This is a genomic window from Streptomyces fulvorobeus (assembly GCF_013167895.1).
Lineage (GTDB): Bacteria > Actinomycetota > Actinomycetes > Streptomycetales > Streptomycetaceae > Streptomyces > Streptomyces fulvorobeus.
Genome location: NZ_BLWC01000001.1, coordinates 3658530 through 3680049 on the forward strand (window position 1 = coordinate 3658530; position 21520 = coordinate 3680049).

Sequence of the window (21520 nt, forward strand, 5' to 3'; positions counted from 1 at the left end):
TCATGTCACAGCATCGAGGGGCACGTATGTCCGGACTGATCGATACCACGGAGATGTATCTCCGCACCATCCTCGAGCTCGAAGAGGAAGGCGTGGTCCCCATGCGCGCCCGGATCGCCGAACGGCTGGACCAGAGCGGTCCGACGGTCAGCCAGACGGTGGCGCGCATGGAGCGCGACGGGCTGGTCCAGGTGGCGGGAGACCGCCATCTGGAGCTGACCGAGGAGGGCCGCAGGCTCGCCACCCGCGTCATGCGCAAGCACCGGCTCGCCGAGTGCCTCCTCGTCGACGTGATCGGCCTGGAGTGGGAGCAGGTCCACGCGGAGGCGTGCCGCTGGGAGCACGTGATGAGCGAGGCGGTGGAGCGCCGGGTGCTCGAGCTGCTGCGGCATCCGACCGAGTCTCCGTACGGCAATCCGATCCCGGGGCTGGAGGAGCTCGGCGAGGCGGCCGAGGCCGATCCGTTCCTGAACGAGGGCATGGTGAGCCTGGCCGAGCTGGACCCGGGCGTCGAGGGCAAGACGGTGGTGGTGCGCCGGATCGGTGAACCGATCCAGACGGACGCCCAGTTGATGTACTCGCTGCGGCGGGCGGGAGTGCAGCCCGGCTCGGTGGTCAGCGTGACGGCGTCGCCCGGCGGTGTGCTGGTGGGCTCCAGCGGTGAGGCGGCCGAGCTGGACGACGAGGTCGCTTCCCACGTCTTCGTCGCCAAGCGCTGAGCGGAGGACGGTCCGGCAGGAGGAGGGGGCGTACGGCGCCCCGGAGCGGTGGCGTGGCGGTACGGCGATGGTCTGCCGGAGGGTCGGTGACCGGACCGTAACGCCCGCTTTCTGTTTTCCGTCCGGAACCGCAGCGTCCGGACGGATCGCGTGCCAGGCTGTGGCCAGCCATATGACCTGAGGGTGTCGCCCGGACCGGATCGATCCGGGCGCGCGGTCGGGGAGGGAGCAGGCAATGCGCCCGTCGTACCGGCATGTGCACCGGAAGGTGACTGCCACGCTCATGGCCGCCCGCGTTCTCGTACGAGCGGCACGCACCGAGAAGACCCGCGCGCACCTGGCCTGCGGTGCCGGTGCCGTAGGAGCTGCTCCGGAACAGAGGCGGGCCCCGGCACGTGTCGGCGCCGGAGCCCGTCCTCCCCTTCGCCGACCTGGAGCCCCGAGCTCTTCAGGTCGGACCCGGCGGACCGTTTTCCCCGAGCGGCCCGCCTCCTGGAGGAGATCTCCCCAAGGCGGTCGGCGCCAATCCTTGAGAGGGGTCACTCGAACGAGGGGTGTTCTCTGCCGAGACCCGGTTTTCGAATAACAGTTCGATAGTCTGGCGTGACGCGACCACGCGGTGAGCGGACGGGATCGGACGACAAGGGGGTGCCAGGGCTATGGCGCGGCGTATCGATGTGACGGGACACGACGGTGTACGCCTCGCGGCGTGGGAGTTCGCCGATCCGGTCCCGACGCCGAGGGCGAGCGAGACGGCGGCGCGCGCGCCCGGCATCCTCATGCTCCACGGGCTGATGGGCCGGGCCGCCCACTGGACCTCCACGGCCCGCCGGCTGGCCGGGCGCCACCGGGTGTACGGCCTCGACCAGCGCGGGCACGGCCGCAGCGAGAAGCCGGCCGACGGCCCGTACACCCGGGACGCCTACGTCGCGGACGCCGAGGCCGCCGTCGAACAGCTCGGACTCGCCCCCGTCACCCTCGTCGGACACGCGATGGGCGCCCTCACCGCCTGGCAGCTCGCCGCGAAGCGCCCCGACCTCGTCCGCGCCCTCGTCATCTGCGACATGCGGGCCTCCGCACTCGGGGCGGCCTCCCAGCGGGAGTGGGCGGACTGGTTCGACGCCTGGCCCGTCCCCTTCGCGACCCTCGCCGACGTACGCAAGTGGTTCGGCGAGGACGACCCCTGGCTGGAGCGGCCCGCCCCCGCCCGCGGCGAGTTCTTCGCCGAGGTGATGGCGGAGGGGGCCGACGGCTGGGAGCCCGTCTTCTCCCGCGACCGGATGCTGGAGTCCCGGGCCGCTTGGGTCTGCGAGGCGCACTGGGACGAGCTTGCCCAGGTCCGCTGCCCCGCCCTGGTCCTGCGCGGGATCGAAGGCGAGCTGGGAAGGGCGGAGGCCCAGGAGATGGTCCGCGTCCTGCCGCACGGGCAGTACGCGGAGGTCGCGGACGCCGGTCATCTCCTCCACTACGACCGGCCGGAGGGCTGGCGGGCCGCCGTGGAACCCTTCCTGGAACAGCTCGCCGAGGACACCCGCGACCACCGCGCACCGGTCCTGCCGTGACCCCGGTCCGCCGGTAGCGGTCAGCCCTTGCTGACCGCCGTCAGGATCTCCGGGAGCCGGCGGGCCGTGCGGGGGGCCGCCAGCCGCACCCCCGCCCACGCGATGAGCGCGCCGTACACGGCCCCCGCCGGCAGCAGCAGCCACAACCAGCCCCGCATGTCGCTGACATGGAGGGTGATCGTGAGGGCGATCACCGGCGCGCAGAGCAGCGTGCCCGAGACCATCCCGCCGAGGATCGAGATCCACGCCAGGCCGGCCTGCCCCGGCGCCACGTTCTTGAACGCCCCCTCCTGCGGGATCGAGTACGGGTACAGCGCGGAGGCCAGCGCCCCGGTCGCCAGCATCGCGCCCAGGACGGCGAAGGAGAGCCCCATGGCCTCCGGCAGCGCTTCCCAGTCCCCGAGCACCGCGGCCGTCAGCACGGTCACCAGGACCGTGTAGGGCAGCGTGATCAGCAGCAGTGCCAGGGCCCGGGCGCGGAGTTCCACGTAGGCGTCCCGGGTCGAGGAGATCGTCAGGGAGACCATCCAGAAGGCGGAGGTGTCCTGGCCGAACTGGTTGTACATCTGGATGCCGAGCATCCCGGCCGCGAAGCACGCGAGGTAGACCGAGCCGGTGCCCTGGAGGGCGTTGAGCATCGGCACGATCAGCCCGATGGCCAGTGCCGCCACCCAGGTCGCCTTCGTCTTCGGGTCCCGCACCACGTACCGCAGGCTGCGCTCCATCACTGTCCCCGTGCGCCCTTCGGGCAGCAGCGCGAAGAGCCCGGAGCGCCCTGTTCCTGACGTGCCGCGGCTCGGCTCGGCCGTCGCGAGCGTGGAACCGTCCGGCGCCGTCATCAACTTCGTGAGGCTGCGCTCCCACAGCCACACCAGGGCGCCCAGTGCCAGCACCGAGATCAGCAGTTGCAGGGCGGCCCTTCCGTACGCCCCCTCCGACACGGAACCCACCGCGCCGATCGCCGAGGCGGGCGGCAGCCAGCCCACGACGTCCGCGGCCGGTTCCAGGGAGGCGAGACCACCGGCCCGGCCGAGCCGCTGTATGCCGAAGTTGACGAACTGGATGCCCACCGCGATCACCAGCCCGCTGAGGACCGCCAGATCGCGGCCCTTGCGGGAGGTCAGCAGCCGGACATTGGCGGTGGCGACGGATCGCGCCAGCGCGACACAGACCAGCAGGGTCAGCGGGACGGCCACCACCCCGGTCGCGGCGGCCGCCGCCCCGTGCGCCACGGCGGCGACCGAGCCGAGGGCGAGGCACAGGGTGAACAGCGGCCCGATGCCGACCAGCGAGGCCGCCAGCAGGGCGCCGATCAGCGGGCGGGGCCGCAGCGGCAGCATCACCAGGCGGCTCGGGTCGAGGGTCTCGTCACCGCTCGGGAAGAACAGCGGCATCACGGCCCAGCCGAGCGCCACCAACCCGGTCAGCAGCACCACCACCGTTGTCGAGTGGGTGTTGCCCCGAAGGGCGATCAGTCCGACCACCTGGCCCACCGCCAGCAGCAGCGCGAACACCATGGACGAGATGTACGCGGCCTTCCGGCCGGACGACCGGCGCAGTCCGTTGCGCAGGAGCGTCAGCTTGAGCCGTACGAAGACGGAGACGATCCCCTCGCGACGGCCGGCCGGAGCCACGGTCCCCGCAGGGGCGTCGAGGACGGTCATCGGGTGCCGCCCAGCCAGTCCAGGGAGTCCCCGGAGTCGTGGCGGCCCGCGCCGACGAGGTCGAGGAAGGCGCTCTGGAGGGAGGGCGCTTCGCCCCGTACCTCGGCGAGCGTGCCCTGTGCCCGGATGCGGCCCCCCACCATGACGGCCACCCAGTCGCACAGCGACTCGACCAGTTCCATCACATGGCTGGAGAAGACGACGGTCGCGCCGGAGCGCGTGTACCGCTCCAGTACGCCGCGGATCGTCTGGGCGGACACCGGGTCGACGCCCTCGAACGGTTCGTCCAGGAAGAGCACTTCCGGGTTGTGCAGCAGCGCGGCCGCCAGCCCGATCTTCTTTCGCATGCCGGTCGAGTAGTCCACGACCAGTTTGTGCTGGGCGCCCGCCAGGTCCAGTACGTCGAGCAGCTGGGTGGCGCGCTTGTCGACCTCCGCCCCCGGCAGCCCCCGCAAGCGCCCGGTGTACGCGAGGAGTTCACGTCCCGAGAGCCGCTCGAAGAGGCGCAGCCCCTCCGGGAGCACGCCGATCCGGGACTTCACCTGGACCGGGTCCAGCCACACGTCGTGGCCGCCGACCTCGATCTTCCCCATGTCGGGCCTGAGCAGTCCGGTCACCATCGAGAGCGTGGTGGTCTTTCCGGCGCCGTTGGGTCCCACGAGTCCGATGAACCTGCCCGCGGGCAGCTCCAGGTCGATTCCCGCGACCGCGGTCTGTTCCCCGAACCGCTTCCACAGGCCCTGGACGCGGACAGCGGGCGGCGCTGTCCGCGCGCCGCCCGCTCCGGCTGTCGTCTCGGTCGTGGTGGTCGTACGCTCCGCCGCTGCTTCTGCCCGGTCAGGCATGGCACTGCCTTTCGATATCCCCGATGGTGGGGACCACCCTACGAAAGGCGCGCCCTGGCGTCGGCGGCCTCGCGCGCGCAGGCGTAGGCGAGCGGGCTGATCAGCTCCTCCGCGTCCGGCAGCCACCGGTTGGCCGGGGTGGGGCGCCGGGCCCACTGGACCGCTCCCCGTCCGCCCACGCGGGTCGGCGGACCGGCCACGTAATGGCCGTCGCCGCGGCTCACGAGGCCGATGGCGTCGGCGTTCCACCCCAGGTGCCGTACCAGGCCGGGGGTCTTCGCGGCGGCTCCTGGCAGGACGAAGAACAGCATCCGGCGGTCGGGGGTGGAGGTGACGGGGCCGAGGGGCAGCGCCATCCGTTCCATCCGGGCCAGGGCCAGGCAGCCGGCGGACTCCGGCACGTCGATCGCGTCGAAGGTCCGCCCGGTCGGCAGGAGGATCGACGACGTCGGCTGCCTGGACCACAGCCGGCGGGCCGCCGCCGCGCTGCCCGTCGCCTGGCCCGCCCAGTCCGCCCGCAGGGGATGGGCTCCGGGCGCCGCGCAGCCGGGGTCCCCGCACGAGCAGCGTTCGCCCCCCTCGACGGCTTCCAGCCAGGTGCCCGGGAACACGTCCCAGTGCCGCTCCTCCGTGTACCGCACCGCGGCGTCGAGCAGCTGTTCACCTCGCTGTTGGGGGATCTTCGCGGTTTCCATGACTCCGATGGGCTCTTCCACGGACAGCTCAACTCCCGCCGTCACCTGGGGTTACGGGCGGGGCGGACCCGGACACGGTGCACCGGTCCCGCATACGGGGCGCATCGAGGCACGAGTGGGGGCGCGCGTGCGGCGGCGCACCGATGTGGGGGTAGCCACGTACAGGACTGTGTGCTGACCCGTGCCGGAGATTCAGCGACAGCTCGTATCGAATGCCGATGAATATGCGCATTTCTTGTATATGTGCCGGGCAGTGATGCCTCCACCGATCACTGCGGTCCCAGGGGGAAACATGGCAGCCAGACCTCTCGTCACCCGCCAGCCGAACGAGCGGCTCCAGACGCTCATCCAGGAAGCCGCCTGCTCCAACGCGGGCCTCGCCCGCCGCGTCAACATGGTCGGGGCCGAGCGCGGGTTCGACCTCCGTTACGACAAGACGTCCGTCGCCCGGTGGCTGCGAGGGCAGCAACCGCGGGGCAGGGCACCGGGAATCATCGCCGAGGCGCTCGGCCGCAAGCTCGGCCGTACGGTCACGATCGACGAGATCGGCATGGCCAACGGCAAGAACCTCGCCTCGGGCGTGGGCCTCCAGTTCGCCCCGACAGTGACCGGCGCGATCGAGCAGGTCTGCGAGCTGTGGCGCAGCGACGTGGGACGGCGCGATCTGCTCGCCGGATCGGCGGTGGCCGCCTCCGCCCTCGTGGAACCCAGCCGCGACTGGCTGATCACCGGAGCGGACCCGCAGGTCGCCCGGACCGCGGGCGCCCGCGTCGGCATGCCCGACGTGGAGGCGGTGCGGGCGATGACGGCCGCGCTCGTCGACCTGGACCACCGGTTCGGCAGCGGACACGTGCGGCCGGTCCTGGTGCACTACCTCAACAGCGTGGTGTCCGGGCTGCTTTCGGGCGCGTACCGCGAGGCGGTCGGCCGGGAGCTGTTCGGCGCGGTGGCACGGCTCACCGAACTCGCCGGGTACATGGCGGTGGACACCGGTCAGCCGGGGCTCGCCCAGCGGTACTACATCCAGGCGCTGCGGCTGGCCCAGGCGGCGGGCGACCGGGCGTACGGCGGTTACGTGCTGGCCGCGTCGATGAGCCACCTCGCCGCGCAGCTCGGCAATCCCCGGGAGATCGCGCAGCTGGCACGGGCCGCGCAGGAGGGCGCGCGGGCCGGGTGACGCCGCGCGCCGAGGCGATGTTCCACGCCGCCGAGGCGCGCGGGCACGCGCTGCTCGGTGACGCCCGCACCTGCCAGGCGGCGGCGGGCCGCGCGCTGACGGCGCTGGAGCGGGCGGAGTCCGGCACCGACGACGACCCGCCGTGGATCGCCCACTTCGACGCGGGCTACCTCGCGGACGAACTGGCGCACTGCCACCGCGATCTGGGGCAGGGCGAGGCCGCCGCCCGGCGGGCGACGGAGGCGCTGGCCGCCCTGCCGGAGTCCAAGGTGCGGCGCAGGGGCATCGGGCTGGTGCTGCTGGCGACCGCGCAGGTGCAGATGAGGCAGGTGGAGCAGGCGTGCGACACGGGAAGCCGGGCGGCGGAGCTGCTGACGACGGTGCGTTCCAGCAGGGGCGCGGAGTACCTCGATGATCTGCAGCAGCGGCTCGTGCCGTACGGGGACGAGCCCGCGGTCCGTGAGTTCGGCGCCCGGCTGGAGTTGCAGGCGGCCTGAGCCCGGCGCTTGGCGGAGTACGGCAATCACCCGATAGCGTGAGCCGACGATTCCGTAGGTTGACACGTAGGAGTCCCGGTGACGCAGAGCGGACAGGGTGACGAACAGCGGTCCCCCGCTGAACGGCCCGCGCACGAAGGTGTCGTGCTGCCCGCGGAGGGCGGTGTCCGCTGGACGGTGGGCCCGCCCGCGGCCGGACCGGCCGACAGGGCCGTCCCGGCGGGAGGGCAGCCCTGGGGATCGCCCTGGGGGCCCCAGGGCGGTCAGCCGGAGCTCCCTGACGCCCAGACCCCCGGCCAACTCCCCCGGCCCGGCAGGACGGGCACCAGCCGCCCGCGCAGCCGTACGGGGGCGGGCAGCCGGACCCGTACGGGAACGCGCCGTCACCGCCTCAGCCGGGCGGGTATCCCGCCCAGCCGGGGCCGTACCAGCAGCATGACCCGTACCGGCAGGACCCGTACCAGCAGGACCCCTACCGGCAGCAGGACCCGTACGCACCCCAGCAGGGCTCCTACCAGGACCAGCCGCAGCAGCCCGGCGGCTACCCGGGCGGGCCGCACGCCCCGGGGCCCGCGCAGCCACCGCCGTACGCTCAGCCGCTGCCGCCGGAGGCCGGGCAGGGCAGCGGGCCGGGGGCCGGCGGGGACGCGGACGCCACGCAGTTCATCGCGCCCGTGCCCGCGGGCACGGGTCCTGGGGGGCTGCCGCCCGAGCGCCCCGCGGCGCCCGCGCGGTTCCCCGGGCAGACACCGCCGGGCGAGGCCGACGCGACCCAGCTCATACCGCCGGTGCCCGGTGGCGCCCCGTACGGCATCAGACCGGGAACCCCCGGTGAACGCCCGCCGCCCGCCGAGTTCGACAACCTGTTCCGCAGCGAGGAGCCCGCGGGTGCGACGCAGCAGATGCCGCACTTCGACCCCTCGCAGCAACAGCCCCAGCAGCCCCACCGCCAACAGCGGCCGCCTGGCCCGTACCAGCAGCACCCCCAGCCCGGGCCTGAGCCGCAGCCCGAGCCGCGGCGCAAGCGGTCCGCGCACGTTCCGCTGATCGCCGGGGTCGTGGTGGGCTGCGCCGTCATCGGCCTCGGGGCGGGCGCCCTGATGTCCTCCGGCGACGAGGGGCCGGAGGACAGGAAGCCGGTGGCCTCGCAGAGTTCGGCCGCCGAGCAGCCGGGCGAGCAGCCGCCCGCGGACCCCGCCGAGCCGCAGGCGAAGGCACTTGACGAGCTGCTCGCCGACAGCAACGACAGCCGGTCGGCCGTGATCAGCGCGGTCGAGAAGATCAAGTCGTGCCAGGCCCTGGACCAGGCCGCGAGCGATCTGAAGGGTGCGGCCCAGCAGCGCCGCGACCTGGTGACCCGGCTCAAGGACGTCGCCATCGACAAGCTGCCGCGCCACACCGAGCTCTCGGCGTCGCTGACGAAGGCGTGGCGGGCGTCCGCCTCGGCCGACGACCACTACGCCGCCTGGGCGGTGCAGGCGAAGAACGACAAGAAGGTCTGCAAGGGCGGCACCGCGAAGTCGACCGACGAGACGGTGCGGGCCACCGTGCGCAGCGGCGAGGCCACCACGGCCAAGCGGGAGGCGTCCGGTCTGTGGAACTCCATCGCGACGGAGTACGGGCTGACGCAGCGCAGCCCGCAGGAGCTCTGACGCCGTGACGCGAGGGCCCGGCCCCGGACGAGTCCATGGACGAGTCCGGGGCCGGGCCCTCTGTCCCGCCGCCGGGATCAGTTGATGCTGTGGGCGTCCGACAGGGTCTCCGAGACGTCCACGAAGCCCTTCCGGTCGGCGACGAGGCGGCCGTCACGTACGACCTGGAAGGTCACCTGTCCGTTGATGATGCGCGGGTACGCCGAGGTGCCCAGCATGTCCTTGTAGCGCCAGCGCAGCACCGGGGTGAGCCCGCCGGTGTCCACCTGGGTCCCTCGGTTGAGGCTGGAGGAGACCTTTCCGGCCGTGATCCGCGGTTCGTCGATCGCCTCGATGACCGCCCGCAGCACCGTGTACGCGATCCAGGCGGTCTGCACCCCGGTGTCCTCCGGGTCGACCCGGTTGTCGGCGAACGCGTGCGTGCGGATCACCCGGCGCATCCCGGACCAGCTGGAGTCGTTCGAGTCCGGGTACCAGCCGGTGACGTACGCACCCTCGAACGGGCTGTTCCGCCCGCCCGTACGGTCGATGAGCGGCTGGCCGACACTGCCGAGCACGGACGAGACGCGGACCCGGCTGCCCTCCGGTTCGAGGCGGCGGAAGGAGTCGAAGAACGTCTCCGTGCGGTCGCCGAGGACCGCCGTCACACAGCCGTCGCCCGACTTCTCCAGCGCCTGGGCGGCCTGGGCGGCGTAGGAGGTGGCGTCCTCGGGGGCCAGGATGTCGACGGACCTGGGCCCACGGGCCTCGCTGAGACCGGTGTCGAGGAGCGGGGGCATGCCGTCGCCGCTGATCGAGTCGGGCCGTACCAGGGAGACCTGGTCGCAACCGGCCGCCAGCTGCCTGCCGTTGCCGGCCAGCAGCGCCGACTGGCCGCCGTTGACCGGGTAGGAGTTGTAGCTCGTGAACTCCTCGGTCGAGGCGCCGTAACCGCCGATGTACGGGATTCCGGCGGCCTCCAGCGGGGCCATGAACGCCTGCCCGTGCCGGCTGTACGACCCGACCACCGCCGCCGCGTCCCGCTTGACCGCCTCGCGGGCGCACCGCCCAGCGCCGAGCAGGGTGTCGCCCTCGTCGCAGGTGATCACGCGCAGTTCGTGGCCGTCGATGCCGCCCTCCTCGTTGACCCAGCGGGCGTAGGCCGTCGCCATGGCCGTGGCGCCGGCCATCGCGTGGGGCGAACCGTCAGGCGCGCGCTCGGGGGCCCAGGTCATCACGGTCACGGGCTGGTCGGCGGAGCCGGAGGAGCCGGGGAGCACGCCGCAGCCGGATATGAGCAGCGCCCCCGCGACGGCCGCCGCGGAGAGGAGTCGGGAGGGGCGGAGTGGGATGAGGCATCGCCGTCCGGTCATGGAAGTGAACGTTTCCGGGTGCGGGGTAACGCCGCTGTGTGCGAGGAGCAACGCACGGTGACGTCCAGGTGAATTACGGGGGGCCGTACGCACACGAGCAAAGGGAACGTACGATCGACCACCGTGCAGCAAGGTTCGGAGAACACTTCCCGTCGCGGCCGTCGCTCCTCCACCATGGGCGGCATGCCGCTCAATGACATGCCGTGGTGGCGCTGGCGCAGCAACGTGCGCTCGGCGCTGCACATGCTTTCCGATCCCGTCTTCCACCACGAGTGCTGGCTGGCCGGCCTGGACGGGTACGGGGACGTCACCGACGCCGTGTACCGCCTGGTCGAGGACACCTGGCTGGACAACTGGTCCGCCGAGAAGTACGTCGGCACGATCTTCCGCGACTCCGGCGAGGCCGCCCTCGTGGACGTCGCCGCGCTCCGGGTGCTGCGCATCATGCACCAGGTCGGCGCCGACGCACCCGTCTCCGCCTATCTGGAGCACCACGGCTGGCCGGAGGCCGTACGGGCCGCCCGGGACGCCCACGTGCTCCTCGCCACGAACGACGGCGAGGACCCGGACACCCCGCCGCACTCGCTCGACGTGCTCCGCATCATGACCAGATCGGCCTGAGAAGAGGCGGGTGTGGCACCCTACGGGCATGACCGCGCCGCAGCCTGCCGACTCCGTTCCCGCCGCTGCCCCGGACGCCGAGTCCGAGCAGTACGTCCTCACGCTCTCGTGCCCTGACACCAAGGGCATCGTGCACGCCGTGTCGAGCTATCTCTTCACGACCGGGTGCAACATCGAGGACAGCCAGCAGTTCGGGGACCGCGACACCGGTCTGTTCTTCATGCGCGTCCACTTCACGGCGGACCCGGGCGTGACGGCGGAGAAGCTGCGGGCCGGCTTCGGCGTGATCGGCGACCCGTTCCGGATGGAGTGGCAGATCCACCGCTCGTCGGACCGGATGCGGATCGTCCTGATGGTCAGCAAGTTCGGCCACTGCCTCAACGACCTCCTGTTCCGCTCGGCCAGCGGCGCGCTGCCGGTCGAGATCGCGGCCGTCGTCTCCAACCACCAGGACTTCGCGGAGCTCGTCGCCTCGTACGGCGTGCCCTTCCGGCACATCCCGGTGACCAGGGAGACGAAGCCGGACGCGGAGGCGCGCCTGCTGGAACTGGTCCGTGCGGAGGACGTCGAGCTGGTCGTGCTCGCCCGCTACATGCAGGTGCTCTCGGACAACCTGTGCAAGCAGCTGAGCGGCCGGATCATCAACATCCACCACTCGTTCCTGCCGAGCTTCAAGGGCGCGAAGCCGTACCACCAAGCGCACGCGCGCGGGGTGAAGCTGATCGGCGCGACCGCGCACTACGTGACGGCCGACCTCGACGAGGGGCCGATCATCGAGCAGGAGGTGGAGCGCGTCGGCCACGGCGTCACGCCGGACCAGCTGGTCGCCGTGGGCCGTGACGTGGAGTGCCAGGCGCTGGCGCGCGCGGTGAAGTGGCACGCGGAACGGCGCATCCTGCTGAACGGCCGCCGCACGGTGGTCTTCGCGTAGGCGGCCCGGTTCTACAGACGGCTGAGCGCCGCCGCCGCGAACAGCACGTCGCGGATCGCCTCGCGGTCCCCTTCCTGGCCCGCAGCCGCTTCCACGGGCGAGGTGTGGCCCGCCACGAGCCGGCAGAACTCCACGCCGTCGAGTGCCACCTGCGCCACCGTGTGGCCGGGGGAGCCGACCGCGGCGGGCGAGTCCAGCGCGATGTACCAGTCACCGCCGCCGAGGCCCTCGACCTCCAGATGCAGGGAGCGGCCCGGGGAACCGGCCGTGACGAGATGGCGGGCGGGTCCCGCCAGGCCCGCGCGGCGGCGTTCGGCCAGAGCGGCCGGCAGCATCCGGACCGCCAGGTCGATCATCCGGTGCAGGTGCGAAGGGGACGGAGCCTCGTACGGGTAGTCCACCGCGGCCGCGATGTCGCCGCCGTGCACCCAGCACTCGAACGCCCGGTCGAGCAGCGAGTCCTGGAGGGGGAGGGCGAAGTCCCCGTAGGGTACGGAGAGTTCCGCGACGCCCCGGCCCGCGAAGGACACGGTCCGGATCAGGGTGTGGCTCTGCTCGCGCCAGGGCTCGCGGACCGTCCTGGTCAGCGGCCGATAAGCGGCTGCCCAGTATGTTTCGGTCCGCTCAAGGGGCGAGTGGAGCCGTTGGCCCGGGCCGAGCGGATCGTCCAGCCCGAGAGCGGTGGAGACCAGACCGTCGACGGTCATCAGGTGACCGATCACTCCGGCGACCGTCGTCCTGCGGTTGACGGCCTGCTCGCCGTCGAACCACCTCAGCCGGACCGGGGCGTGCCATTCCGAGGCGCCGATGTCACCGAGCAGGGCGTCGAGCCTGGCGGTCTCCGCGTCGTACGGAGCGGCCCAGGCGGGAATCGGGATTCTGGCCGGCCGGCGACTCAGGCAGCCCTCGATGACCCGGGAGCGCAGCAGCGGGTCGAGATCCAGGCTGCGGTCCGTGTGCAGGAGGCCCACCGCGTCGCGCAGGCGCAGGGCCTCGTCCGCGCAGGGCGCGCACTCGGTGAGGTGCTCCTCGACTGCTGCCGTCTCCTCGGCGGAGCAGGCGGCCAGGGCCCAGGCGCCCAGCAGGGCCTTGAGGACGCGGTGGGAAAGGACGGGCGTGGACAGAGGTGCCACGGGGGATTCCGGTTCCGGTCTCGGAGCTGGTGCGGGATCTTCGGGCGGGGGCGGTGCGGGTTCTCCGAGGTCTCGGGGTTCTCGGGGCTCTGCGAGTTCCAGGGGGTTTCGGGGTTCTCCTGGGAGCGGCGCGGCGGACGGGGCCAGGCCGAGGGCGTCGGCGGCGGGCCTTGGGCCGGGTATGCACCGGGCGCCCCGCACCTCCTCGTCCCGCCCCGCGCTCCCGCGGCTGCCGTCGTCGTGCCTGCCCTCGCCGTCGCCGCTCACAGGGACCGCCCGTATCCGGGCGGTGAGGAGCCCTCCAGCGGGCGGGTGTTCGCGGTGGAGAGCAGCTGGAGACCGAGGCGCAGCCTGCGCCTGGCCTCGTCCTCGGTGACTCCGAGGTCGGCGGCGGTCTGGCGGTAGTCCCTGCGCTGGATGTACGCCAGTTCCAGGGCGGCGCGCAGGGGCGCGGGCATCGAGGCCACGATGTAGTCGGCGCGGGCCGCCGCCGTCGCCCTGCGGACCCGCTCCTCCAGGCCGTCGGGGCCCGGCGCCCGGTCCTCGTCGCCCGCGGCGGACCCGTAGGGCGACGCCTCCGCGTCGCGCAGACGCTGCACGGACCGGCGGTGGGTGAGCCGGGCCACCCAGGACCTCATCGAACCCTGCTTCGGGTCGTAGGCGTCCGGATTCTCCCAGACGTAACCGAAGACCTCCCGGGTCACCAGGTCGGCGGCGTCCTCGTCGTCCAGCATCCGGTGGGCCTGGCTGTGGACGAGTGCGGCGAAACGGTCGTAGAGCTCGCCGAGGGCCGCTGCCTCGCCCCGCGCCAGCCGCTGCTGCATCCTGCGGTCCCAGCGGGGTGGTGTGTCCTTTGCCATGATCCCCCCAGCCGCTCTGTACCCCTCGTCACCCCGAATGTAGTCCCGCGCACCCTCCGGAACGGGGTTTTGCCCCAAGTAGGCCCAAGTACGCCTCCCTGACCGGCGCCGGATGATAGGGAAACACCGGGCGCCGGGGGTTTCGGAGGAGTGAAGCTGGGCAGCCGCGAGAGGGAACTAGAACTTCCGCATCGCCGGGCTCCGCTGAACGAGAGGTCCAGTCGCGTGACGCTGCAGGTGGACGAATCCGAACAGGGTGCTTGGACCGTGCTGCGCATACGCGGCGAACTCGATCTCGTGAGCTCACCCGCCGTACGTCAGTCCGTCCACGGGGCGGTGGCCGAGGGCCAGCACGACGTGGTCCTCGACCTCACCGGGGTGTTCTTCTGCGACTCCAGCGGCGTCAGCGTGCTCATCACCTCCCGCCGCCTGATGAAGTCCTGCGGGGGCCGGCTGCGGCTGGTGCTCCCGGCCCGGGGCGTGGAGGAGGGCTCCCACGTCAACAAGGTGCTCGGCGCCCTCGGGGTGCGCAGACTCTTCGAGGTCTACCCCGACGCGGCCGCGGCGATCATGGAAGAAGCCCAGCCGCTCTCGGCGTGACAGGCCGGTTTCAGGACCATGTTGTAACACCGGCAGCCCGCGATCGTGACGCGCCACGCCCGTGGGCGTCGTACGCTCGCCGCATGGACAGCGCAGAGTACGAGCGCAAGATCGCGCACCGTTTCGCCGCCCTCGACCAGGACGGCAACGGTTATATCGATCGCGCCGATTTCAACGCCGCAGCGGCACGGCTGCTCAACGAGTTCGGTACGACGGCCCGCTGCGACCGGGGCCAGGCGCTCTACACCGGGGCCGAGGCGTTCTGGCAGGGCATGGCGGGCATCGCGGACGTGGACGGGGACCAGCGGGTCACCCGTGAGGAGTTCGTCGGCGGGGCGGTGAAGCGGCTGCGTGACAACCCCGAGCGCTTCGCGGAGATCGCCCGCCCCTTCCTGCGCGCGGCGATCGCCGTCGCCGACGACCGGGGCGACGGGGCGGCCTCGGTGGAGGCCGTCGAGCGGGCGCTGCGGGTCCTGGGCGCCGACGCCGGGACCGCGAACGCGGCCGCCCGGCAGCTCGACACCGACCGGGACGGGCGGGTGGCCGAGACGGAGGCGGTCGGCGCACTCGCCGCGTACTTCACGGTGATCCTCCCGGACGCCTAGCCGCCCCGACGCAGGTTTCCGCGGCCCGCTCGCCGCCCCCTCGCCCCGTACCGCGCGGACCGCGGTACGGGGCGAGGGGTTTTCAGGGGTCTCCTGAGGCTTTGGGGTGGGATGTGACGCAGAGCAGTCGGTCTGCGGTCGATACCGGGTTGTGTCCTTCGCGTGATTCGTCACGGGGCGGAGTCGGCGCCGGGCTCGGGTACGCTCCGGTGGATGCGAGTGGTTCTGGAACCGGATGACCCGGGGGCGGCCTGTGCGGCCGCTCCGGTAAGGGTGCGGTGCCCTGCTCGCACTCCTGGGGGCTGTGCCGGGCCTGGCCGGGGAGCGTTTCCCGCCGAGTCGGCGTGCTCCTGTTCGACTCCCCGCAACGCGCGTCGCACAGTATGCGGCACGCGTACTCCTTCGCGCTGGAATATGCCCGAAGCGCTTGTTGCGGTGACTGTACGTCAACCATGCTGTCTCGCAGGGGAGTCACGTTCCGTGACCCTCAGGAGGCGCGAGGCGATGTGTCCGCCGGTTCGGATGGTGTGAGCGGTGCAGGTGCTTCAGGTTCAGCTGGAGGTCGGGCCGGATCCCGCGGAAGTGGGGCGGGCCCGCAGGTGGGCGCGGTCGAGGCTGGTCGGGTCCGGGATAGGGGACGACGAGCCGCTCGCGGAGACGCTCATCCTGCTCATCTCGGAGCTGGTCACCAACGCGGTCGTCCACACCGGCTGTCCGGCCGTGCTGCGGATGCTCTTCGGCTCGGCCGGGGAGGTCGGCACGGTCCGGGTCGAGGTCGCCGACGCCAGCGGGTGTCCTCCGCGGCCGCGGCACGCGGAAGGCGACGACACCAACGGCCGCGGCCTGGAGCTGGTGGACGGCCTCGCGGACCGCTGGGGCTGGCAGCCGGAGGGTGCCGGGAAGCAGATCTGGTGCGAGGTCGACAGCGGTGTGCCGCTGCCGGCCCGTGCGGCTTCCGGGGTCCCGGCCGTTCCTGTGGTGGTCCCCGGAGCGGCGTTCGGTGTTCAGCGGGCGGTGGCAGGGGCGAGCGGAGTACCGGTGGTGCCGGTGACCGGCTCGGGCATCGCGCAGAGCAGGAACGGGTGACACCCGGCGGACACCCTCCAGGGGGTGTCCGCCGGCTGACGCCGAACAGCCTCTGCGGAGTGCCCGGTTCGAACGGGAGCAGCCCGTCGAGAGCCAGGAGGACGATCCGCTGCGGCATGCGGACTCCCTTCACCACTAGCTGGTACAGACCAAAAGCTGATACATGTCACCGCTGTGATGGAGAAACCCGCGGACGGCGTCTGCGTACCCGATGCCGGACGTGCCGCCGAGCCGCTCCTCCCGGCCTTCCCGCCGCCCTCCGGGTCGAAGGGGACCGCCCTGCCGGGGCCGCTGTGGAACCGTAACTTCCGGCTCTTCTTCGTGGCCCGTACCGTCGCGCTCTTCGGTGACGGGATGATCCCCGTGGCGCTCACCGCGGGACTGCTCGGCGCGGGCCGCCCCGCGTCCTCCGTGGGCTTCGCGCTGGCCGCCTGGATGGGCCCGCTGGCGTTCTTCGTGCTGTTCGGCGGTGTGCTCGCGGACCGGTTCACCCCGCGCCGGATGATGATCATCGCCGATGTGCTGCGCCTGGGCGGGGCCGTCGTGCTCTGCGTGACCTTCACGGCGGGTGATCCGCCGCTCTGGGTGGTGTACGCGCTGAGCTCCGTGGCCGGGGTCGGCGCCGCCCTCTTCCAGCCGGGCGTCGCGTCGACCGTGCCCCGGGTCTCCGCCGACGTACAACGCGCCAACGCCGTCCTGAGGGTCGCCGAGGCACTCATGACCATGGCGGGGCCCGCCTTCGCGGGGGTGCTCGTCGGGCTGGCGAGCGCCGGGGCGGTCTACGCGGCGAACGCGGTGACCTTCGCCGTGTCCGGCGTCTGCCTGTTCCTCCTGCGCCTCGCCCCGGCGCCGTCCGACGAGGCGGTACGCGGCACGTTCGCCGCCGAACTCGTGGACGGCTGGCGGGAGTTCATGGCCCGCTCCTGGCTGTGGGGAGTGATCGCGGTCTGGACGGTGTACGGGTTCACGGTCCTCGGTCCCATGCTCCCGCTGACCGCCGTCCTGGTCACCGAGGGGCACGGCTCTACGACGTACGGCGTGATGATGGCGGTCAACGGCGCCGGCAGCGTGCTCGGCGGACTGCTCGCCCTGCGGCTGCGCCCGCGCCGGCCGCTCGCGGCGGGGGCCGTCGCCCTGTCGGGTGTGGCGCTGACCCTGCTGACACTGGGGTTCGACATGTCCGTGCCGGCGCTGGCGGCCGGGCAGTTCGTCGGAGGCGCGGTGTCCGCGTTCTGGCTGGTGATGTGGTCGACGACGGTGCAGACCCATGTGCCGCCCGAGGCCCTGAACCGGCTGCACGCCTATGACGTGGCCGGCTCCCTCCTGATGGTCGCGGCGGGCCGCGCGCTGGCCGGACCGGTCGCCGAGGCGGTGGGGGCCCCGGAGGTACTGCTGGCGGGAGCGGTGATCAACATGGGGGTGGTGGCCGTGCTGCTGGTGGCGCGGCCGATCAGACGGCTGGAGCGGATCGGATGAACGGAACGAATGGCGTGCGGCTGTCCGCCGCGGGTGCCGCGGTGCTGACCGTGGCGGCCGGGCTCGGGGTGCGGGCGGCGGCGGACGGGGACGTGGCGAAGTACGCGGGGGACGCGCTCTACACGGTCCTGATCCACACGCTCGTGGTGGTGGCCGCCCCCGGGTCCGGCCACCGGTGGCGGCCGGGATCGCGCTGGCCTTCAGCTGGGCGGTGGAGTTCACGCAACTGACGGACGTACCGGCGGAGCTGGCGGCCAGGAGCACGGCGGCCCGGCTGGTGCTCGGCTCGACCTTCAACGCTCCGGACCTGTTCTGGTACGGGGTGGGGGCGGCCGCCGCGGGATGCGCGCACGCCTGGGCGATACGCGGCCGGGTGCGCGGGCGTACGGCCGGGTGAGGCGGCGGGGCGGCGGTGTGCCGGGGCGCGGGTGAGCACCGCTCACGTCCGCGCTCACCGCTCCCCGCCGCTCCCCGCCGTGATGGCCCGGTCAGGTGCCGGTCAGCCAGTGAAGCAGCCGCACGTCCTCCGGCGGGACACGCGAAGTCGGTAAAGATCGTTTTTGCTACAACCTCACGGCCTCCTCACCCGTCCAACAGGTGCCGGCGTCGGCGCCGCCCTGCGGAGAACCCACTGCTGACGCCCTGATACTGCCGGAGCACCACCCATGGGGGATCACATGAGACCTGTCCCGACCCGACGTGCCGTCTACCTCGGCACCTGCGCCGCGGCGGCTGCCGCACTCCTGGTGGGCGGCCTCGCCACCCCCGCGGCCGCCGACAGCGACACGCTGTGGGTCAGCGTTCCCGGCGAGCTGAGCCTGCCGCTCGGGGCGGCGGGAGGTGCGGCCCAGGAGCGAGCGCTCGACGTCGGCCTCACCCACGACAACGACAACTTCACGGTCACGGACGGCCGGCTCACGGTCGACATCACGGGCATCGCCGGGATCGCCGACGTGACCTGGCCGGGCAACTGCGCGCCGAGCGGCACCACGGCCGTGTGCAGCGTGCCCGAGGTCCCCGTCGGCTGGGGTGACTACACCCGCAGGTGAACCTGACGGTCCGCGCAGCGGACGGCGCCGCCGCCGGGGCCACGGGCCGGATCGTCTACTCCGCCGTAGCCACCGGACCCGAGGGCGAGATGCGGGCCCCGCTCGACTCGTTCGACACGACCCTGACGGTCGCGTCGGGCCCCGACCTCGCCCTCGGCGGGCTTGCCCCGGTCAAGGACGTCCTCCCCGGCACCGTCCACGACGTACCGCTGACCGTGACGAACAAGGGCAACGAGCGGTCCCAGGGCTTCTCGGTCCGCATGTCCGCCTCCTACGGGCTCGGCTTCGCCGCCCGCCACCCCGCGTGCACCTACCGGGACACGGACGGTGGCGAGGCGATCATGACCCACGTGGACTGCACGTTCGACGAGGTGATCGAGCCCGGCGCGTCCTTCGCGCTGCCCGGGGGGCTGAAGCTCGCGCTCGCCGCGCACGCGCTTGACGAGCGACTGGACGTCGGGATCGAGCCGGGCGCGGGCGCCACGGACCTCTCGGCCGAGGACAACTACGGCATCGCCGCCTTCGACGTGGTCAACACGGCGGACTTCGCCGTGCGCGGCGCACGGGTCGCGGGTGCCGCGGGCGACACCGTCCCCGCCGCCCTCACCTTCCGCAACAGGGGACCGGCCTGGGTCGGCAACCTGGGTTCCGGTGACGCCGTCGCCGTCGTCGACTTCACCGTCCCGCGGGGCGTGACCGTCACCGGAGCGCCCGAGGGCTGCCAGGCCAGGACGCTGTCCGGCGCCTACTACCCGCGGCACCTGGGCGCTCCCCGCTACTCGTGCGCCATGCCGTACTGGGTCTCGGAGAGCACGAAGCGGACCTTCCCATTCCAGCTGCGGATCGACGAGGTCGTCCCGGACGCCAAGGGCCGGGTGTACCTGCGCCCGGAGAGCCCGGGCCTGCCCGCCTTCGCGTTCGACCCGAACACCCGTAACAACACCGCCAAGGTGGTCGTGAACCCGACGCCCAAGGCGTAACCCGGCCCGGACGTCCGGGCGTCGGCGGACGCCCGGACATCCATCGCGGACGGTGGGACATGGGCACGGCCCGAGCGCCGGCGCATGCTCGGATCATGACTGATGAAACCGTGGTAGTGATCGGCGGCACCGGCAAGACCGGGCGCCGCGTCGTGGCCGGACTCCGTGCGCGAGGGGTGGAGACGCGGGCGGCCTCGCGGTCCGGGGAGACCCCGTTCGACTGGGCGGACCGCTCCACCTGGCGGCCCGCCCTCGCCGGGGCGGGCGCCGTCTACATCGTTCCGCTGGACGTCTCACCCTCCCCGACGCCCGCCCTCGTGGAGGAGGCTGTGGCGAGCGGGGTGCGGCGGATCGTCCTGCTCTCCGCCCGCGGCGTGGACGTCCCCGGCTACTTCGGTGCGTCCTACGACGGCAACGGGCCGCACATGGAGAGTGAGACCGCCGTCCGTGGCTCCGGCGTGGAGTGGACGGTCCTGCGGCCCGGCTGGTTCGCGCAGAACTTCGACGAGGGCGTCTTCCTGGACGGCGTGCTCTCCGGCGAACTCGCCCTGCCCGCCGGGGACGGCGCCGTGGCCTTCGTCGACGCCGACGACATCGCGGCGGTGGCGGTCGCCGCGCTCACCGAGGACGGCCACCAGGGCCAGGTGTACGAGCTGTCCGGCCCCCGGGCGCTCTCCATGGGCGCGGCACTCGCCGAGATCGAGAAGGCGACCGGCGTTCGGTGCGTGTACGTGCCGGCCGACGAGCGGGAGTTCCTGGCGGGCCTGCTCGCCCAGGGGATGCCGGAAGACGAAGCGGCCCTGTGGACCGACGCGCTGAGGCCGATCCGTACGCACCGGGAGGCCGTGGTCGCGGACGGCGTGCGCCGCGCGCTGGGCCGCGAGCCCCGCGACTTCGCCGACTTCGTCCGGGACGCGGCGGCGGGCGGCGCCTGGCAGCGCTGACGGGCGGAGAGGGAGCGGGGCGCGGAGGAGCGGAGGCGCGGACAGCGGAGGAACTGTCCCCGCTCCCGCGCCGCCCCGCTGCCGCGACCCCTACCCGAACCCGCGCGCCCGCCCCGCCGCTCAGCCCGCCGGGGCCTCCTGGTTCCGGCGGGCGTCCGGGGCGTCCCGCCGGTAGGCGCTCGGGCTCTCGCCCCTGAGCCGCTTGAAGGCCGCGCTGAAGCCGAACGCGTCCGCGTACCCCACCCGTCGCGCCACGGCCCCCACCGTCAGCTCGGGGCGCACCAGCAGGTCGGCGGCGAGCGTCATCCGCCACTCCGTCAGATACGCCACCGGGCTCTCCCCGACCAGTTCCGTGAACCGCTTGGCCAGGGTCGTGCGCGACACCCCCGCCCGGTCGGCCAGCTCCGCCGTCGTCCACGGGTGCGCCGGGTCCTCGTGCATCGCGCGCAGGGCGGGCCCCGCCACCTCGTCCCCGAGCGCCCCGTACCACTTGGGCGGCTCGGCCTCCGGGCGGTCGAACCAGTCGCGCAGCGTGCACACCAGCAGCCAGTCCAGCAGCCGGTCGAGCACGGTCTGCCGCCCCGGTCCCGGCCCGGCGATCTGCGCCTCCAGGTAGTCCCGCAGCGGCGCGCAGTCGTGCTCGTCCGTGACCACCAGGGCCGGCGGCAGAACGCGCAGCAGCCGCTGCGGCACGGCGGCCTGCACGTCGTAGACGGCGGCCATCAGGACGGTGGGCCCGTCGGTCTCCCCCACGGGGACCCGCTCGCCGCCCGTCTCCCCTGACCAGTGCACGTCCCGTACCGCGGCACCCGCCGCCCGTTCCGGGTCGTCGGTGAAGACGAACGGCGCGGGCCCCCGTACGATCGCGGCCTCGCCGACCTCCACCCGGAGCGGAGTCCCGCCCTCCGGAACGATCCACCCGGCTCCGCGCAGCGGCACGCACAGGGTCAGATACGCACAGTCCGTGAACCGCAGCGACCACGGCGGCCACAGCACCGAACGGCCGAACACCGTGCCCTTGCCCCGTACGCCGCCCAGCAGTTCATCGAACACGTCCATGGCGCAACGATAG

20 protein-coding genes and 2 pseudogenes are annotated in these 21520 nt (G+C 72.8%); 14 read left to right on the top strand and 8 right to left on the bottom strand.

Going from position 1 to position 21520, the window contains the following annotated elements; genetic code table 11:
• Window positions 1-26 precede the first annotated feature (26 nt).
• Together Sfulv_RS16630 and Sfulv_RS16635 are read left to right on the top strand one after the other, a co-directional pair.
• Window positions 27-719: an iron-dependent transcriptional repressor DtxR gene (locus tag Sfulv_RS16630; protein ID WP_173314734.1), complete on the top strand. Its 693-nt coding sequence runs from the start codon at window positions 27-29 to the stop codon at window positions 717-719.
• A gap of 659 nt (window positions 720-1378) precedes the next feature.
• A complete protein-coding gene (locus Sfulv_RS16635; protein WP_173314736.1) occupies window positions 1379-2281 on the top strand; it encodes an alpha/beta fold hydrolase in 903 nt (300 codons plus the stop codon).
• Between the two features lie 20 nt (window positions 2282-2301).
• Here Sfulv_RS16635 and Sfulv_RS16640 read toward each other — a convergent pair whose 3' ends face one another.
• The 3 genes from Sfulv_RS16640 to Sfulv_RS16650 are packed head-to-tail and all read right to left on the bottom strand — an operon-like array spanning window position 2302 to window position 5485.
• Window positions 2302-3945 (bottom strand): transporter, encoded by a 1644-nt coding sequence (locus Sfulv_RS16640; RefSeq protein ID WP_173314739.1) that lies wholly within the window; start codon window positions 3943-3945, stop codon window positions 2302-2304.
• Entirely contained in the window at window positions 3942-4790 is an 849-nt protein-coding gene (locus tag Sfulv_RS16645) for an ABC transporter ATP-binding protein (RefSeq protein WP_173314742.1), read from the bottom strand. Before Sfulv_RS16645 ends, Sfulv_RS16640 begins: the two co-directional genes overlap by 4 nt.
• 38 nt (window positions 4791-4828) lie before the next feature.
• Window positions 4829-5485: a bifunctional DNA primase/polymerase gene (locus Sfulv_RS16650; RefSeq protein ID WP_173314745.1), complete on the bottom strand. Its 657-nt coding sequence runs from the start codon at window positions 5483-5485 to the stop codon at window positions 4829-4831.
• Between the two features lie 292 nt (window positions 5486-5777).
• Here Sfulv_RS16650 and Sfulv_RS16655 point away from each other — a divergent pair.
• Window positions 5778-7159: pseudogene (locus Sfulv_RS16655) on the top strand (NsdA family TPR-like regulatory protein).
• A 383-nt stretch (window positions 7160-7542) separates the two neighbouring features.
• On the opposite strand, the gene Sfulv_RS31500 reads toward Sfulv_RS16655, so the two are convergent.
• Window positions 7543-7719, bottom strand: coding sequence for a hypothetical protein (locus tag Sfulv_RS31500; RefSeq protein ID WP_371874674.1), 177 nt, complete (start codon window positions 7717-7719; stop codon window positions 7543-7545).
• Window positions 7720-7833: 114 nt separating this feature from the next.
• Here Sfulv_RS31500 and Sfulv_RS31505 point away from each other — a divergent pair, with 114 nt between their 5' ends.
• Window positions 7834-8811 carry a hypothetical protein gene (locus tag Sfulv_RS31505; protein ID WP_371874675.1) on the top strand — a complete coding sequence of 326 codons (978 nt, stop codon included), beginning with the start codon at window positions 7834-7836 and terminating at the stop codon, window positions 8809-8811.
• 77 nt (window positions 8812-8888) lie between these two features.
• On the opposite strand, the gene Sfulv_RS16665 is transcribed toward Sfulv_RS31505, so the two are convergent.
• Window positions 8889-10163, bottom strand: a complete 1275-nt coding sequence (locus Sfulv_RS16665; RefSeq protein WP_173314748.1) for an ABC transporter substrate-binding protein — start codon at window positions 10161-10163, stop codon at window positions 8889-8891.
• A gap of 174 nt (window positions 10164-10337) precedes the next feature.
• Here Sfulv_RS16665 and Sfulv_RS16670 point away from each other — a divergent pair, with 174 nt between their 5' ends.
• Both Sfulv_RS16670 and purU read left to right on the top strand, forming a co-directional pair.
• Entirely contained in the window at window positions 10338-10784 is a 447-nt protein-coding gene (locus tag Sfulv_RS16670; RefSeq protein ID WP_173317929.1) for an SCO4402 family protein, read from the top strand.
• A gap of 28 nt (window positions 10785-10812) precedes the next feature.
• Window positions 10813-11715, top strand: a complete 903-nt coding sequence (gene purU, locus Sfulv_RS16675) for a formyltetrahydrofolate deformylase (RefSeq protein WP_173314750.1) — start codon at window positions 10813-10815, stop codon at window positions 11713-11715.
• A gap of 11 nt (window positions 11716-11726) precedes the next feature.
• Here purU and Sfulv_RS16680 read toward each other — a convergent pair whose 3' ends face one another.
• The gene (locus Sfulv_RS16680) at window positions 11727-13115 is read right to left on the bottom strand and encodes a zf-HC2 domain-containing protein (RefSeq protein ID WP_173314753.1); all 1389 of its coding nucleotides are present in this window, start codon (window positions 13113-13115) and stop codon (window positions 11727-11729) included.
• Window positions 13112-13708, bottom strand: coding sequence for an RNA polymerase sigma factor (locus Sfulv_RS16685; protein WP_173314755.1), 597 nt, complete (start codon window positions 13706-13708; stop codon window positions 13112-13114). The genes Sfulv_RS16680 and Sfulv_RS16685 overlap by 4 nt, the downstream gene beginning before the upstream one ends.
• A gap of 225 nt (window positions 13709-13933) precedes the next feature.
• Between Sfulv_RS16685 and Sfulv_RS16690 the strand changes: the two genes are divergently transcribed.
• The 8 genes and pseudogenes from Sfulv_RS16690 (at window position 13934) to Sfulv_RS16720 (ending at window position 20448) form a co-directional block, all read left to right on the top strand.
• Window positions 13934-14308 carry an STAS domain-containing protein gene (locus Sfulv_RS16690; protein ID WP_173314759.1) on the top strand — a complete coding sequence of 125 codons (375 nt, stop codon included), beginning with the start codon at window positions 13934-13936 and terminating at the stop codon, window positions 14306-14308.
• An 83-nt stretch (window positions 14309-14391) separates the two neighbouring features.
• Window positions 14392-14913, top strand: a complete 522-nt coding sequence (locus tag Sfulv_RS16695; RefSeq protein ID WP_173314762.1) for an EF-hand domain-containing protein — start codon at window positions 14392-14394, stop codon at window positions 14911-14913.
• A gap of 534 nt (window positions 14914-15447) precedes the next feature.
• The gene (locus Sfulv_RS16700) at window positions 15448-15999 is read left to right on the top strand and encodes an ATP-binding protein (RefSeq protein WP_256668957.1); all 552 of its coding nucleotides are present in this window, start codon (window positions 15448-15450) and stop codon (window positions 15997-15999) included.
• A 177-nt stretch (window positions 16000-16176) separates the two neighbouring features.
• Window positions 16177-17475: an MFS transporter gene (locus tag Sfulv_RS16705; RefSeq protein WP_173314764.1), complete on the top strand. Its 1299-nt coding sequence runs from the start codon at window positions 16177-16179 to the stop codon at window positions 17473-17475.
• Window positions 17472-17872: pseudogene (locus Sfulv_RS16710) on the top strand (ribosomal maturation YjgA family protein). Before Sfulv_RS16705 ends, Sfulv_RS16710 begins: the two are co-directional and overlap by 4 nt.
• Before the next feature lie 280 nt (window positions 17873-18152).
• A complete protein-coding gene (locus Sfulv_RS30500) occupies window positions 18153-18524 on the top strand; it encodes a hypothetical protein (RefSeq protein ID WP_256668958.1) in 372 nt (123 codons plus the stop codon).
• Entirely contained in the window at window positions 18521-19504 is a 984-nt protein-coding gene (locus tag Sfulv_RS16715) for a hypothetical protein (protein ID WP_256668959.1), read from the top strand. Before Sfulv_RS30500 ends, Sfulv_RS16715 begins: the two co-directional genes overlap by 4 nt.
• Window positions 19505-19599: 95 nt before the next feature.
• Window positions 19600-20448, top strand: coding sequence for an NAD(P)H-binding protein (locus Sfulv_RS16720; protein WP_173314767.1), 849 nt, complete (start codon window positions 19600-19602; stop codon window positions 20446-20448).
• 120 nt (window positions 20449-20568) lie between these two features.
• Here the strand turns inward: Sfulv_RS16720 and Sfulv_RS16725 are convergent, their stop codons facing one another.
• A complete protein-coding gene (locus Sfulv_RS16725; RefSeq protein ID WP_173314770.1) occupies window positions 20569-21507 on the bottom strand; it encodes an AraC family transcriptional regulator in 939 nt (312 codons plus the stop codon).
• Window positions 21508-21520: the final 13 nt, after the last annotated feature.

Coding starts and splice junctions, on each gene's coding strand:
- Sfulv_RS16630 (WP_173314734.1), top strand. CDS start 27: ATGTCCGGACTGATCGATACCACGGAGATGTATCTCCGCACCATCCTC.
- Sfulv_RS16635 (WP_173314736.1), top strand. CDS start 1,379: ATGGCGCGGCGTATCGATGTGACGGGACACGACGGTGTACGCCTCGCG.
- Sfulv_RS16640 (WP_173314739.1), bottom strand. CDS start 3,945: ATGACCGTCCTCGACGCCCCTGCGGGGACCGTGGCTCCGGCCGGCCGT.
- Sfulv_RS16645 (WP_173314742.1), bottom strand. CDS start 4,790: ATGCCTGACCGGGCAGAAGCAGCGGCGGAGCGTACGACCACCACGACC.
- Sfulv_RS16650 (WP_173314745.1), bottom strand. CDS start 5,485: ATGGAAACCGCGAAGATCCCCCAACAGCGAGGTGAACAGCTGCTCGAC.
- Sfulv_RS16665 (WP_173314748.1), bottom strand. CDS start 10,163: ATGACCGGACGGCGATGCCTCATCCCACTCCGCCCCTCCCGACTCCTC.
- Sfulv_RS16670 (WP_173317929.1), top strand. CDS start 10,338: ATGGGCGGCATGCCGCTCAATGACATGCCGTGGTGGCGCTGGCGCAGC.
- purU (WP_173314750.1), top strand. CDS start 10,813: ATGACCGCGCCGCAGCCTGCCGACTCCGTTCCCGCCGCTGCCCCGGAC.
- Sfulv_RS16685 (WP_173314755.1), bottom strand. CDS start 13,708: ATGGCAAAGGACACACCACCCCGCTGGGACCGCAGGATGCAGCAGCGG.
- Sfulv_RS16695 (WP_173314762.1), top strand. CDS start 14,392: ATGGACAGCGCAGAGTACGAGCGCAAGATCGCGCACCGTTTCGCCGCC.
- Sfulv_RS16705 (WP_173314764.1), top strand. CDS start 16,177: ATGGAGAAACCCGCGGACGGCGTCTGCGTACCCGATGCCGGACGTGCC.
- Sfulv_RS30500 (WP_256668958.1), top strand. CDS start 18,153: ATGAGACCTGTCCCGACCCGACGTGCCGTCTACCTCGGCACCTGCGCC.
- Sfulv_RS16720 (WP_173314767.1), top strand. CDS start 19,600: ATGACTGATGAAACCGTGGTAGTGATCGGCGGCACCGGCAAGACCGGG.
- Sfulv_RS16725 (WP_173314770.1), bottom strand. CDS start 21,507: ATGGACGTGTTCGATGAACTGCTGGGCGGCGTACGGGGCAAGGGCACG.